The organism is Streptomyces sp. Ag109_G2-15, from assembly GCF_900215565.1.
GTDB classification, from domain to species: Bacteria; Actinomycetota; Actinomycetes; order Streptomycetales; family Streptomycetaceae; genus Streptomyces; species Streptomyces diastatochromogenes.
In genome coordinates, this window is sequence record NZ_OCNI01000002.1 from 1,734,843 (window position 1) to 1,748,801 (window position 13,959).

At 71.2% G+C, this 13,959-nt stretch carries 6 protein-coding genes; 2 read left to right on the forward strand and 4 right to left on the reverse strand.

The annotated features are described in order from the left end of the window. The first annotated feature begins 32 nt into the window (after positions 1-32). Positions 33-4,859 (forward strand): tetratricopeptide repeat protein, encoded by a 4,827-nt coding sequence (locus CRP49_RS44245; protein WP_097258968.1) that lies wholly within the window; start codon positions 33-35, stop codon positions 4,857-4,859. Here CRP49_RS44245 and CRP49_RS44250 read toward each other — a convergent pair. From CRP49_RS44250 to CRP49_RS44260, 3 genes are all read right to left on the reverse strand, one after another. Further along, positions 4,852-7,296, reverse strand: a complete 2,445-nt coding sequence (locus CRP49_RS44250) for a SpoIIE family protein phosphatase (protein ID WP_097258969.1) — start codon at positions 7,294-7,296, stop codon at positions 4,852-4,854. The two genes, CRP49_RS44245 and CRP49_RS44250, sit on opposite strands and share 8 nt — an antisense overlap. Before the next feature lie 348 nt (positions 7,297-7,644). After that, a complete protein-coding gene (locus CRP49_RS44255; protein WP_097258970.1) occupies positions 7,645-7,956 on the reverse strand; it encodes a hypothetical protein in 312 nt (103 codons plus the stop codon). Positions 7,957-8,362: 406 nt separating this feature from the next. Beyond that, positions 8,363-8,638, reverse strand: a complete 276-nt coding sequence (locus CRP49_RS44260) for a hypothetical protein (protein WP_097258971.1) — start codon at positions 8,636-8,638, stop codon at positions 8,363-8,365. 246 nt (positions 8,639-8,884) lie between these two features. Between CRP49_RS44260 and CRP49_RS48740 the strand changes: the two genes are divergently transcribed. After that, entirely contained in the window at positions 8,885-9,028 is a 144-nt protein-coding gene (locus CRP49_RS48740) for a DUF6177 family protein (protein WP_257033885.1), read from the forward strand. Between the two features lie 225 nt (positions 9,029-9,253). On the opposite strand, the gene CRP49_RS44270 is transcribed toward CRP49_RS48740, so the two are convergent. Next, on the reverse strand, positions 9,254-13,948 hold the full coding sequence (locus CRP49_RS44270) for a DEAD/DEAH box helicase (RefSeq protein WP_097258972.1): 4,695 nt from the start codon (positions 13,946-13,948) through the stop codon (positions 9,254-9,256). Between the last annotated feature and the right edge of the window lie 11 nt (positions 13,949-13,959).

Sequence of the window (13,959 nt, forward strand, 5' to 3'; positions counted from 1 at the left end):
CGAGTCCAACAGATCCTGTGGGGGGGGAGACCATGGATCGGAACCGCGTGGTGGCGGTCGGTTCGTCGGAGGCCCAGGGTTCCGGCTATGTCGTCGGTCCAGAACTGGTGCTGACATCCGCTCATGTGGTCGGCCCTGAGGGCACGCCCGTAAAGCTGTTCCACCCCGGACGGAACCTCGTCTACCGCGGGACCGTCGTCTGGCGCGGCACGCCGAACGGACGCGACGACGCGGCCCTGGCCCTGATCGACGACCCCGACTGGCGGCCCCTCGCGGGCAAAGCCGAGCCGTGGGGGCGGCTGGGCACCTGGCTGCCCCAGCAGGAGTGCCAGACCTGGGGCGTGCCCAAGGTGGCCGAGCTGAAGCACCCCCCGGCATCCGGTGACGCGCAGGGAGAGAAGGTCACACCCGAGCTGAAACAGCTGAGCGGTCGGATCAACCCCGGCAGCGGTCTCGTCGCCAACCGCTACGTCATGGATCTGAGCCAGACCCCGCCGACCTGGACGGACGCCGAAGGGTCCCGGTCCCCGTGGGCGCGTCTGTCCGGCGCCGCCCTGGTCTGCGATGAGCAGATCATCGGTGTGATCGCGGTCGACCCGGCCCACTCCGGATTCGGGGCACTGCACGCCGTCCCCGCCTACATGCTCCACCGCAGCGACTCCTTCCGCAGCGCCCTGAAGGAGTACGGGGCGGACTCCACGACTCTGGAGGTCACCGAGTTCCGCGAACTCGGCGGGGTGGCAGGGGCGGGTGCGGGACAGCATGAGGAGAGGCTGCTCTCGCCGGCGGCGTTGCTGGAGCCCTCACGTCAGGTGGTGGGTTTTCACGGACGTAAGGAACTGCTCCAACGCCTTGAGGACTGGTGCGCGCAGGACGGGCCCGGTATCTGGCTCGTCCATGCCCCGGGCGGGCAGGGCAAGACCCGCCTGGCACTCCAGTTGCAGGCGAACCTCGGCCGCAGGGGTCGGCAAGGGCCGGGGGCGGAGGAACCACGGCCGTGGCAGGTGATCTGGCCCAGGTTCGACGCCGAGCCGGAGGAACTGGACCGGTTGCGACACGCGGTCGATCCAGTGCTGGTGGTGCTGGACCTGGCGGAGATCAGGGCCCTTCAGCTCGACGCCCTGCTGAAGGCCGCCGCCGATCCGGTGCGCGCGGAGCCGTTCAAACTGCTGTTGCTGGCCCGCACCGCAGGCGAATGGTGGCAGAGCGCCCGGCGCGGCCCGGGGAGGGGCAAGCACCTGCTGGAGGCCGCCGAGGTCACCGACCTCCCGGCGCTGCTGCCCGACCCCACGGCCCGCGAAGCGGCGTACCGGGAGGCGCTCCAGGCCTTCGCGGACACGCTGCCCTCGGTCGGGCCGCGGCCTCGCGGCGACTGGGCGGAGCTGGCCGCGTCGATCACGCCCCCGGAGCTGCGCGGCAGCGGCTGGAGCAACGCGCTCACCCTCCACATGACCGCCCTGGCGGACCTTCTGGATGCCGCGTCAAGGCGATCCGGCTCGGCGACCGAGGCTGCGCCGGGACCGGATGACCGGTCACTGGATGCGGAAGACCGACTGCTGAACCACCAGACGTGGTACTGGGAGCAGGCTGCCCTCGCCCACGGCCTGGGACTCGACCCGGAGAGCCTCGAGGACGCCATGGCACTCGCCATGCTGGTCGAGCCGGCCGACGAGATGCAGGCTCTCGGCCTGCTCCGCCGCGCACCCGCGCTCGAGGACCAGACCTACGACATCCGGCGGAGGGTCAGCCGCTGGATCCGCGCCCTGTGCCCGGGGGATCCCGGCCGTCCCTGGGGCACTCTGCAGCCGGACCGACTGGCGGAGCGCCTCGTCGGCCGCCGTGTGCTGGCCTGTCCGCCCCTGGCCACCGCTGTCATCGACAGCCCGGACCTCACGGACCCGCAGGCCGCCCGGCTGCTGGCCTTTGTGACCCGAGCCGCCGCGCACCCGCCACTGCGTGAGAGGCTGGCCCCGCAGGTGACGCAGATATGTGGAGCTCACCTGCCCCGGCTGGCGCACCCCGCGATGGACGCCGCCACCCAGGTGGAGATCCCCGAGCCGCTGATCACGGCGCTGTCCCGCCACGCGGCGGCCCCTGACACCACGGTCACGGAGCTGGAGCGCCTGGCCGACCACCTGCCGGAGTCCACCTACAACCTGACCGCACTGGGTGTCCAACTGCTCGAGAAAATCGTGGAGTTGCACCTCGCCACGAAGGCAGGTGCGCCGGACTCCCCAGGGCCGCTGCAGGCGGTCGCGCAGGAACGGGCCGCACAGGCCGGACGCGAACTGGAGCTGTCCCGGCGACTGCGGCAACTCTCCAAGAACCGACTGGAGATGGGACTTCGAGCAGAAGGGCTCGCGGCGGCGCAGGCGGCGGTGGATCTGCTCCGGCCGCTGGTGGCCGAGGGCCTGGACGGCGCGCGGGCGGAGCTGGCCGCCGCGCTCAACAACGTGTCCGTCGGCCAGAGGAAACTCGGTCTACGGGCCGAGGCGTTCGCCTCCGCCGCCGAAGCCGTGGACATCGCCCAGGCCATCTTCGACGCCGAGGGGCCAGCCCCCGTCGACCTCAGTCCGCGCGGCCCGCGCCGGCGCCTGGCCCAGTCCCTGAACACCCGGGCGACCGCCGAGGATGATCTCGGCCGGCCCCAGGACGCTCGGAAAACGTCCGAGTGCGCGGTGGAGCACCTTCAGGAACTGGTGGCTCTGGGCGCTGAGAGCGCGAAGGACGTGCTCGGGAACAGTCTGCAGAACCTCTCCAACTACCTCGCCGACACAGGGCTTCTTCCGGAGGCATTGCAAGCCGCCCAAGATTCGGTACGGATCTACGAGAAGCTGGCGGAGGACCATCCGGACGCGTACGGCGTGGCTCTGGCCGGCTGCGTGGGCGTCCATGCCCAGCGTCTGGGGGAGCTGGGCCGGTCGGAGGAGTCGCTGGCCGAGACGCGGCGTAGCGTCGCCCTGCGCAGGAGGCTGGCGAGTGAGCGGCCCAAGGCATACGGCTCACATCTTGTGAACGGCCTCAACTCGCTCGCGCTGGAACTCGGTGATGCCGGCCTCCGTGACGAGGCGGAGAAGGCCCTTCGCGAGGCGGTCGACCTGTGTGAGCGCCTGGTCGCCGACGAGCCCGGCGCCTTCCGCCACCAGCAGGCCATGGTTCTCCACAACCTGGCCAACCAGCGTGAGGAAAGGGGCGATCCGGACGGTGCGGTATCGGTCGCCAGACAGGCCGCCGCCATCTACGCCGCCTTGGAGGCGGAGCACCCCACGGCGTTCCTGGGTGACGTCGCGATGAGCCTCACCACCCTGGCCGGATGTCTGGCCGCGACCGGGCGGCACGAAGAGGCTGTCGCCCATTACCTCTCCGCGGCAGAGACGTACCGCAGCCTGGCGGCCAAGGCACCGACGAGCACGAACCCGGATCTCGCCCTGTGCCTCAACAACCTCGCAGTCCAGCAGCGCACGCTCGGTCGGGGTGTGCAGGCGCTCGCCACGGTGCGGGAGACCATCGAGCTGCAGCGCCCCCTGGCCGAGGCCACCCCCGACGCACACCTTCCGGCACTGTCGCGCTACTGCATGCACGAGGCCGTCTGCCTCAACTCCCTCGGCCGCCAGGCCGAGGCCGTGGCCGCATTGCAGCGGGCCGTGGACATCGACGAGAGGCTGGCGGAGAGGTCTCCTGCGCGGTTCGAGGCCCAACTGGTCGAGCGCCTCGCCATGATCGGAGGGCTCGCCGGGACCCGCTCGCAGCGGCCGCAGGGGCTGCGGGCAGTGGAGCGCGCCCTGACGATCCGCCGGAAGCGCGCCGAGGCCGAGGGCCTCCTCCACGATCCGCAGCGGGCACAGCTGCTGGAACTCCTGAGCAACCAACTGCACAACGGCGGCCGCTTCGACGAGTCCGTCGACGCCGCCGGGGAGGCCGTCGCGATCCGGCGTGCGCTGGTGGAGCGGGCCGATTCACCCGAGACCCGTCTCGCACTCGCCGAAGCGCTCTCGAATCTGGGGCTGCGCCGCGTGCAGGCGGGGCTGCGCCCGCAGGCGGTCCCGCCACTCGAGGAGGCGGAGCACGAGCTGCGGCGACTCGGGGAGCAGCCGAGTGCTGCCCCAAAGTCCGCCCTGGGCATGGTCCGGATCCTGCTGACGGTGTCCTACCTCGCCCTCGACTCGGCCGATGCGGCCCTGGCAGCGGCCGAGGAGGCGGCGGAGATCTTCGAACGGCACCCGGCGCCCGGCCCCGTGGGCGAGCTCAACCTCGCGGGCGCGTTGAGCGGCTTGGGCGCGGCGCGCAGCGAGCTGGGCGAGCCGGCGGAGGGACTGCCCCTGCTCGAACGCGGCCTCGAGATCGCACGCCGTCTCGCCCTCGGCGATGCCGCCCCCTTGCGCAGCTTCCTCGGCCACCAGCTCACCAGCTCGGGCACCCAGCTTCTGCGGCTCCCCCGACGGTTGGAGGAGGCGATCGAGACCTCCGAGGAGGCGGTCGCCGTGGCCGCTCCTCTCGCCGAGGAGGACCCGATCCCCTACGAGCCGCAACTGATCGCCGCTCAGGCCAATCTGGGCATCTGTCTGGCGCTGGCAGGACGCGCCGACGAGGCCGTACAGCTCACCGATCAGGCCCTGGCCCGCGTACGCCCCCTCGCGGCGGCCTCGCCCACGGCCCGGGCACTGGAACTCGGCACCGCCCTCCATGCCTTCGCCTTCGCCCGTTCGCATGCCGGGGTCGAGCTGGCGGAGGCGGCAGCGGCCGCGCAGGAGGCCGTCGAGCTGTTGACGCGGCTGGCGGAGCAGGAGCCCGGATTCCTGCGCCGTGCGCTGCCGGAAGCACAACAGACGCTGAGTCGGCTCACCGCCAGGCTCACGTAGTACCGGACGTCGACGCCACGGGGGCCGCCGACGGCAACGGCAACTCGGCCCAGATGGTCTTGCCGGTGGCGGCGTGCCGCGTGCCCCAGCGCTCGGTGAGCTGGGCGACCAGCATCAGCCCGCGTCCGCCCTCGTCGAAGATGCGGGCGCGGCGCAGGTGCGGTGCCGTGTTGCTGGCGTCGCAGACCTCGCAGATCAGCGTGCGGTCCTTGATGAGCCGCAGCCGGATGGGCGGGGCGGCGTGCCGGATCGCGTTGGTGACCAGCTCGCTGACCACGAGTTCGGTGACGAAGGCCAACTCGTCCAGATCCCAGGTGTGGAGCTGGGCGGCCGTCATCAAGCGGGCCTCGGCGACGAAGGCCGGATCGGCGGGCAGGTCCCATTGGACGATGCGCCGGCTGTCCAGGGCCCGGGTGCGGGCGATGAGCAGCGCGACATCGTCGGCGGGACGCCCGTCGAGCAGCGCCTTGAGGACGATGTCGCAGGTGGTCTCGAGCGAGGGAGCAGCGTCGGCGAGGGCGGAGCGCAGGGCGCGCAGCCCGGCGTCGACGTCCTGGCCGCGGGCCTCGATCAGGCCGTCGGTGTAGAGCGCGAGGAGGCTGCCTTCGGGAAGTTCGACGTCGACGGACTCGAAGGGCAGTCCGCCGAGGCCCAGGGGTGGGCCGGTGGGCAGTTCGAGGAAGTCCACCGTGCCGTCAGGGGTGACCAGAGCGGGCCAGGGGTGGCCGGCGCTGGCGAGGGAGCAGGTGCGGGAGGCCGGGTCGTAGACCGCGTACAGGCACGTGGCTCCGAGGTCGGAGGTCGGTGGCTCGGCCGCGGTCTCCAGGCCGGTGCTGAGGCGGATGACCAGGTCGTCCAGGTGCGCGAGCAGTTCGTCCGGGGGCAGGTCGACGTCGGCGAGCGTGCGTACGGCCGTACGCAGGCGTCCCATGGCGGCGGAGGCGTGGAGTCCGTGGCCGACGACGTCGCCGACGACCAGGGCGACGCGGGCGCCGGAGAGCGGGATCACGTCGAACCAGTCGCCTCCGACCCCGGCCTGCGACCCCGCGGGCAGATAGCGGCCGGCGGCCTCGACGGCGGCCTGCTCGGGAATCCCCTGGGGCAGCAGGCTGTGCTGCAGGGCGAGGGTGGTGGTGCGCTCGCGCGTGTAGCGGCGGGCGTTGTCGATGCAGACCGCTGCCCGCGCCGCGAGTTCCTCGACGATCCGCAGGTCGTCCTCCGTGCACGGCGGGGTCGACGGGTCCAGACGGGTGAAGAGGGCGGCGCCGAGGTTCACGCCGCGGGCGCGCAGCGGCACCGCCATGAGCGAGTGCGGGCGGTTCCGGTTCACCCAGGCGGCCCGGTCGGGGTCCTGGGCCAGCCACCGTACGACCTCGGGGTCGGTGATCCGGTGCACGGTGCCGCGGCCGGTGGCCAGGCAGCGTTCGAGGGGTGAGAACGCCGGGTAGTGGGCCAGGTCGCCGACCTCTACGACGCCCGGCACGCCGGAGCGGATCGCCGTGCGCCGCAGCATCAGGCGGGCGCCGACGGGGATGGGCGCGGGTTCGTCGCCGTGCAGCACGGCATCGAGCAGATCGACCGAGGCGAAGTCCGCGCACGCGGGCACGGCCACGTCGGCCAGCTCCTGGGCGGTGCGGGCCACGTCCAGGCTGCTGCCGATGCGCGTGCTGGCCTCGTTGAGCAGCGCCAGCCGCTCACGGGCCGCGGACTGCTCCGAGAAGTCGAGCGCGGCCACCTGCACGCCCTGCACCACTCCCGCCGCGTCCTTGAGGGGGTCCACGTGCACGATCCAGGCGTGCGCGTACGGTTCACCCGGGACGCGCACATGGTTCTCGATGTGCTCCGGCACACCGGTCGCCGCCACCCGGTCGACGGCCTGCTCAGGACGCTGGAACCGGGGGTCCGGCATGTGCTCGGTGATCCGGAGCCCCCGAAGCTCCCGCTCCGACGCTCCGAGCTGCTGCTCCATGCGGTGATTGACCCGGAGGAACCGGCCCTCGGGGTCGTAGAGGGCCAGGGCGAACGGGGACTGATCGAACGACCAGCGCAGCAGCGGGTCCGTGTCGCGGCTGTCCTCTCTTATCTCTCTGTCCTGCTCTGGTACGGCCTCCAGGCACCAGCCGGTCCGCCCGTCACCGGTGGCCAGCGGACGCGCCCGAAGGCTGCACTCCACGGAGCGTCCGCCACGGTCGCGGAGCACCACCGGCCCGGCCCAGCCCGCCTGCCCGGCAAGTCTCTCGAGAGCGGCCCCGGGGAGGGGCGACGCGAGCAGGTCCGCCGCCGGCCGGCCCACAGCCTCGGCGGCGGAGTACCCGAGCAACCGCTGCGCACCGGCACTCCAGCCCGTCAGCACTCCGTCCGGAGCCGTCACCGCCACGGCCTCTGCGGTGTCGAGGGGATCACTCGGTTCATGGTGGCCGACCGCCGGTGCATCCATGATCCTCAGCTCCCCTCGAATCCTCGCCGACTCAAGAATCCCTCAGGAGCACGAAAAAGGCCTGGTCACCATGTTGACCAGGCCTTTTTCTCTGTTTTTCTCTGTCAGCCGTTCACGAGTTCCCTTGACCAGCCGCAACAGGGCTAATTGATGTTGAGGTTCCCGCGAGCCGCAAGATCATCCCCCGAGAATATGCACACGCAATTGTTTTGATGGGATGCGCTGTGCCCCTGAGGTGGCACGCCCGCGCAGCTTCCATGCAGGCACTCTCTGCGTCTCACAGCTCGCACAGGCAGCATGAGCTGGAGCGTCCCATGCCCGATTGCACCTTGAACCAAGCTAGGCCGGTCACAAAAGGCCAGCATCACCCTCAGTGTAGGCATCGTGGAGCGCGTCGGCCTCGTCGAAGTTTCCCAACCGTCCCGTCGGCAGGGCGCCGTCCGCGATCCTGTGCGGGGCAGCCTTCGACTTCTCCAGCCGAGTCAGGAGGTCGTTCACCCGGTTCTTGAAGGTAGTCAGAGTTTCGGCCTCGACCCGCAGTTCCTGGGCCATGACGGCACCCGCACCTGCGATCGGGCCGATGCCGGACGCGGCCAGCGCGCCAGCCACCGATTCCAGCGCAGCCGCAGTTGCCTGCGGATCCCCCGTGTTGTCGGCCATCGAGTCCTCCCCCGTGCGGTCAGCCCCTCAGCAGCACCTTAGCCACTCGCTTGTGGTGCCCCTGCCATCTCCATCCGTAACAGAAGCAACCCAGGCGCGATAGTCGTGATCTTGCCTGGTCACGGAATTTTGACGCCGCTCCTAGCCCGCGACTGACCGGAAAGTGACCATGCCGCACGTCACAGCCACGCCGCTACCCCCGTCTAACTCCTTGTCGCACCCAGAAACGGGGCAAGGCCGGCGTCCGCCGTCAGACGCAGGGGCGTCTCGCGAATGACTGGTACGGAAGGAGCCCCTACCTCGGCCTTGGCAGGAGCTCCGCTACGCTACCGTTCGGGCAGCCCGGTCAGCGCATGACGGGCGTAGCCATCCGTTCAAGGGATCACCTCACTACCCACTCAGACCTTCATGGCCCTGGCGAATACACCGACGCCGACGGAGTTGGCGCGTGTGGATCCTCTGTCGGCGGCGCCCACCGTGACATGTCCGGCGCCGGACTCCACGACGTGTCCGGCGGCGCAAATGGCCCTGCGTGGTTGTGCATCAGGAGCAGCATCACCACAGCGAAGCCGATGGCCACCACGATCAGGGTGAAGCCCATGGGGTTCCGCGGGTTGTACTCGTAACGGTTCGTCCCCCACTTGCTCCGCTTGAAGGCGGGCTCATTGTCGTCGAAGCGCACGGCTACGACCGTATGGCGAGCGCTCGAAGCGCTTGAAGGAGGGGGTCGATTTCAGAGCGATGCGATGGCCATCACCACCGACCAACGCGTGCCCTCCAGTGCCGACCCGGCTGTCCACGTTCTGCCGCCCGCAACACCGCACCGGCCGTCACGGCCGAGGCGGCGGTAATCAACGGCACCGCGACGTCGCTCTCGTAGCCACGCTGCCACGACATCACGCTCGTCCTCACGGGACGGTCCGGCCCCCTGGCCACCGCACCCGCCGACGTTCACGGTCTGACGACCATGCTGACCACCCTGACAGCCGCCAGCGCGGACCTGACCCTGGCTCCCCACCTCACCGCCCCACCGATTCCCATCACGTTCACTCTCGGCACCAGAGACGTCTGAGCCATGGGCCTCACCCATGCTCGGCGGCCTCCGCTCGCAGTGAAGCCCGTGCAGCTCGGGACCGCCACGGACCCGGCCCTGCACTGCCCCCTCGGCAACGGAACCGACGCTGCCGCCTGGAGGGCGCTCCAGGCCCTCACCGCACACCTCAAGGTCGGCACTCCAGAGACGGGAGGCACACGTGATGCACCGAGTCTCGTCCCGATGTTCAGCGGAACTGCACCATCAGCTCACGTTGCCCGTAAGGGCATCGAGGAGTGCGACAGCCTCACGGCGGCTCAGCAGCTCGTGGAAACGCTCATTGCGGAAGTTCCGCAGGCACGCGTAGCAGCTGCTCTCCGGGCCGCACTCGCAGGCCGCCACCCGGGCAAGCGCGGCAGAAACAACCGGTTCGAGCCGCTCGCCCATGGACACGGCGTTGCCCGCGCCCCCCGGAGTGGTGTCGAAGAGCAGCAGGGACGGCATGCCGTCGGTGCCGGTGTGAACCGTGCCGTCGATGTCGTCGCGGCTGATCTCCAGGTGGGCGGCGGCGCCTTCGAGCAGTGCGTACAGGCCGGAGCGCAGACGGGCCGCGGTGGCGGTCAGGGCTGTGAGCGGGTCCAGATGGATCTGGAGGAAGTCGGTCTGGTACCGGTGAGCGAGGGAGACGACGCGGAGGGGGCCCGTGCACTGGGTGTCTTTCAGCAGGTGCGGGTGGCCGCCGCGCGGAGGCCCGGCCTGGGCGTGCGGACGGCCCCAGCCGCACCAGTCGCAGATCTGGTATCCGGCGCCGGCCGGTCCCTCGGAGACGACCACCATCTCTCCCCGGGTGCCCGCCGACCAGGGTGTGGTGTGGCCGGAGACGAAGGTGGTCGCGCCTTCCTGGAGGTCGGCCGTGTCGGTGGACATATGGACGTCGCCGTACCAGGACCGTCGTGGCGGGACCTGCCCCGGGCGGCGCTGGGGTCCGCGCGCGGCGACGAAGCCGTAGACCGGTTCGACGTAACGGCGTTGCACGGCCGCGGACTGCGTGCCGCAGGCGGCGCAGACGGGGTCCACGGGTTCGGTGGCCTCCCGGTAGCGGCCGCAAGTCGCGCACACGGCGTAGTGGCGGCTGACCAGTTCGCGGTCCGGCAGCCGGTAGACGCCGGCGGACGCCCACAGGTGGCCGCCCGCCACGATCTCGGCCCCCGGGGCGTATTCGTGGACGGCGGCGCTCAGGTCACGGGTGAGTTCGAGTTGCCCCGAGACGGCGCCGCCCTCCTGGGGGATGCGCAGTTCGACGGTGTCCACGGGGAAGCCGTACTTGGGCAGCACGTTGCGGTTGGCGAGGACGCCGAGCAGTTCGCGTTGGGTGAGGTTGCGGATGACTTTCTCGTACATCTCCGCCTGCCGGTACTTGCGGGCGGCCGCGGCCTGGTCGCGGCGTTCGCGGTACGAGGTGACGTCCTGGTCGAGGATCTGCTGTGCGGCACGCAGGAGCCGGTCCAGTTCGGCGACCCAGTCGCCGGAGTCGATGCCGATCTCTTTCTGGACCTGGTCGGGGAGAACCCGGCGCAGGGAGGCCATGACGCTGTCCGGAACGGGGGTCAGCCAGTCGCGCACCGTGTGGGCGGCGATCTCGCCGGTGGTGTCGTCGGGAAGGAAGAACTCTCCCGCCTTGCGCCAGATCCGGCCCCGCTCGTCCTTCATGGCGCGGAAGAAGGCGGCGAGCGCGATGGAGTGGGCGTGGCGGCGGTCGATCCGGACGTTGTCGACGGGGACGATCGGGGCCCGTACCTCCCCGGCGATCATCCGCTCGGGCTCCGCGAACCGGGCGAGGTCGTGGGGCCGCCGCTGCGCGTAGGTGAGGACCAGCGCGGCCGAGTCGGCGCGGCGGCCGGCGCGGCCGGCGCGCTGGACGTAGTTGGCGGTGGAGGGCGGCATGTTGCGCAGGACGACGGCCTGGAGTTCACCGACGTCGACGCCGAGTTCGAAGGTGGTGGAGCAGGACAGGGCGTTGACCTGTCCTCGGACGAACTCCCCCTGGATCTCGGCGGCCTTCTCCCCGGTCCACTGGGCGGTGTGCTCCTGGGCGCGCAGGGGAACGGGGTCGAAGGTCAGGTAGAGGCGCCGCAGGTGCTCGTCCGTCTCGGGCGACGGCTTGAAGTCCTCAAGGCGTCCTGTGCAGCGCAGCGTCGGGCACACACCGCGCACGGACACCGTGGTGATGCGGCGGCAGCGGTCGCAGGCGTACAGCGGACGGCTGTCCGCCGTCACCGGCCGCAACCGCAGCCAGGCGTGGTCGAGTCGGCGGACGACGCCGATCCCCGGTTGGCTTTCGGACGGCAGCCAGTCGGCGAGGTGACCTGTCGTAAGGTCGGTCCACAGGCGGTTCAGGACATCGAGGGCGGTGGCCCGTCGTTCGCCCTGGTGGCCGAGGGCGTCGAGTACGCGTACGAGGTAGTCGACGCGTCGGTTCGAGGCACTCGCGGCGCTGGGCAGCCAGCTGATCACCTTGCGCTTGGCCTCGGAGCCCTGGGAGCGGACCCAGATGGGCCCCTTGCGTGGGGCGAAGGACTCGTCGCCCGCGTCGACGTCCTCGGGCATGGTGAGCGCGCCCTGGTTGCGCAGGGTGCGCAGGAGTTCCTGCAGCAGCAGCCATGCCTCGTCATCCGTGAGGCCGAGTGAGGTGAGGGCGGCGGGCGGCTGCCAGAAGGGCTCGCGGTCGATGTCGATCCGGAGCAGGCCGAGGCCTTCGAGTGACTGTCGGTCGTCGAGGCTGAGCACTTCCTGCATCACCCACAGGGCCACTTCGCGCTGCTTGGCCTGGCGGGAGTCGTTGCGGCGGAAGACTCCGGCGCGGTCGGCGGCGCGGATGGTGTGGGCGACGAGGTCGTCGATGTGCAGGGGCTCATCGGGGTCGGGGCAGCCCTGCCGGACGGCCTGGGTGATCAGGCGCCGGTGCTGGATGCGGGTGTAGGAGTCCTCCAGGTAGGGCGCGAAGTACGCGGCGGCCTGTCGGCTGTCGCTGAAGAACAGCAGCTTGCGGCCCTGTCCGGGCAGTGCGGCGGCCGGGCCGTCGGTCGCCGGAGGCAGCGCCTGGTAGAGGGCGGTGCTGAGGACGGCGGCCGAAGCCTCGTTGCCTGCCTCGAACAGGCGGATCATGCCGTGACCGCGCGCTCCACAGGCGAGGCATGCGGCTGGGGTGCCCTCGTGGGTGTCGAGCTGGTGGACGCGGCGCAGTTCGGTGCCACCGCATCCGGGAGCGGTGCAGGATGCCGTGGCCGCGGGGTGCACGGCCGCGCAGCGGGTGCACAGTCTGCGTTCCTTGAGGCCGCCCTTGGCGCTGTCGCCGAGTGTCTCGTCGTCCTCGTCGGCACCGGTGTCCGAGCCGTCCCCGTCGAGGAGCAGCCAGGTGTGGGGGCTGTCGGGAGACTTGCGGTGTGCGAGGCGGGCTTGTGCCCCCTTGCCGGTGAAGGTGCCGTGCAGGTGTACGGCACCGCAGCGGCGGCAGGCGCCCAGCTCGAAGGAGGGGCGGGCACACCGCGCGCAGGTCTCGTGGCGGGCCAGGTCGAGGTGGGGGCCTGCCGGGTCGAGGCAGGTGAAGGCGCCTTCCGTGGCGCGTGCGAAGAGGTGGTAGCGGGCGGAGAGCACGGGAGCGCCGTCGGTGTCGGTCACCTGGCTGGCGAGTTGGACGAGCGCGGTGATCGCCGCGGGTCCGACAGGGTCACCGGGGAAGACGTCGCGGGCGATCTCGTTCACGGGCCGGGGTCCGTCGGCGAGGGCCCGGCGCAGAGCCGCGGTGCCGGCCTCGACGGCGAGGGCGGTGGCCGCGGTCGTGCCGGCGGGCAGGCCGTGCATGCGCGCGGCCGACACGATCTCCGGTTCGGGGTCGGCGGTCGTGGCCAGGCGCAGGTACTCGGCGGTCGGCAGCGGCCCCCAGTGCGGGCCGTCGGGTGTGGCGACCCGGGTTGCGGTGACCAGGTCCTGGGCGGCCGGGTCACTCGCGTCCCAGCGGAAGGGGACGTCGAAGAGGGCCTGGGCGAAGGCGGTGACGGCGGCCGGGTTCTCCTCCGCGCCGACGGTGGCACTGGTGGCGATGGCCTGGATCTCCCGCCCCTGCCCCACACGGTCCTTCAAGCGGCGCAGCAGCATGGCGAGTTCCGCGCCGCGCGCTCCGTCGTAGACGTGGGCCTCGTCGACGACGACGAACCGCCAGGATCCCGCCTGCTCTCCCTCGAAGAGGTCCATGTCCTGGGGGCGGAGCAGCAGGTACTCCAGCATGGCGTAGTTGGTGAGCAGGATGTGGGGCGGTGTGGCGCGCATCTCGCGTCGGCTGAGCAGTTCGTTGGGCAGGCGCGGTTCGCCGGGGTTGAGCTGCTCGAAGGTGTCGGCGGCGCGCTGCGGATCGTCCTTGGTGTCGCCGGTGTAGCGGCCGAAGGTGATGTGGGGGGTGTCGGCGAGCAGTCGGCGCAGTCGCTTCATCTGGTCGTTGGCCAGGGCGTTCATCGGGTAGAGCAGCAGGGCGCGGACGCCGGGTCCGAGAGTGCCGCGGGCGTGTTCGGCGGCCAGGGCGTTGAGGACGGGCAGGAGGAAGCTCTCGGTCTTGCCGGAACCGGTACCGGTGGCCACGACGAGGTTGCGTCCGGCGACGGCCTTGCGCAGCGCCTGTTCCTGGTGCCGGTACAGGGGACGGTCGGCGGGCAGTGCGGGGCCGGTCAGCTGCTGGAACGCGGGGTCGAGTACGCCCTCTGCGACGAGCTCGTTCAGGGTGGCGCCCGGCGCGTAGGCGGGGGTGGCCTCCAGCAGGGGCCCCTTGGTGAGCAGCGGGCTGGTGTCGATGGCGTGGGCGAGGGCCTCGGCCAGGCGGGGCTCGCGCAGGGGCAGCAAGGAACGCAAATAGCGGCGGTAGGCGTCGCTGATCATGCTGGAGGTGGCGAGCGGGTCGAGGCTGTGCACGGGAGGCTCCG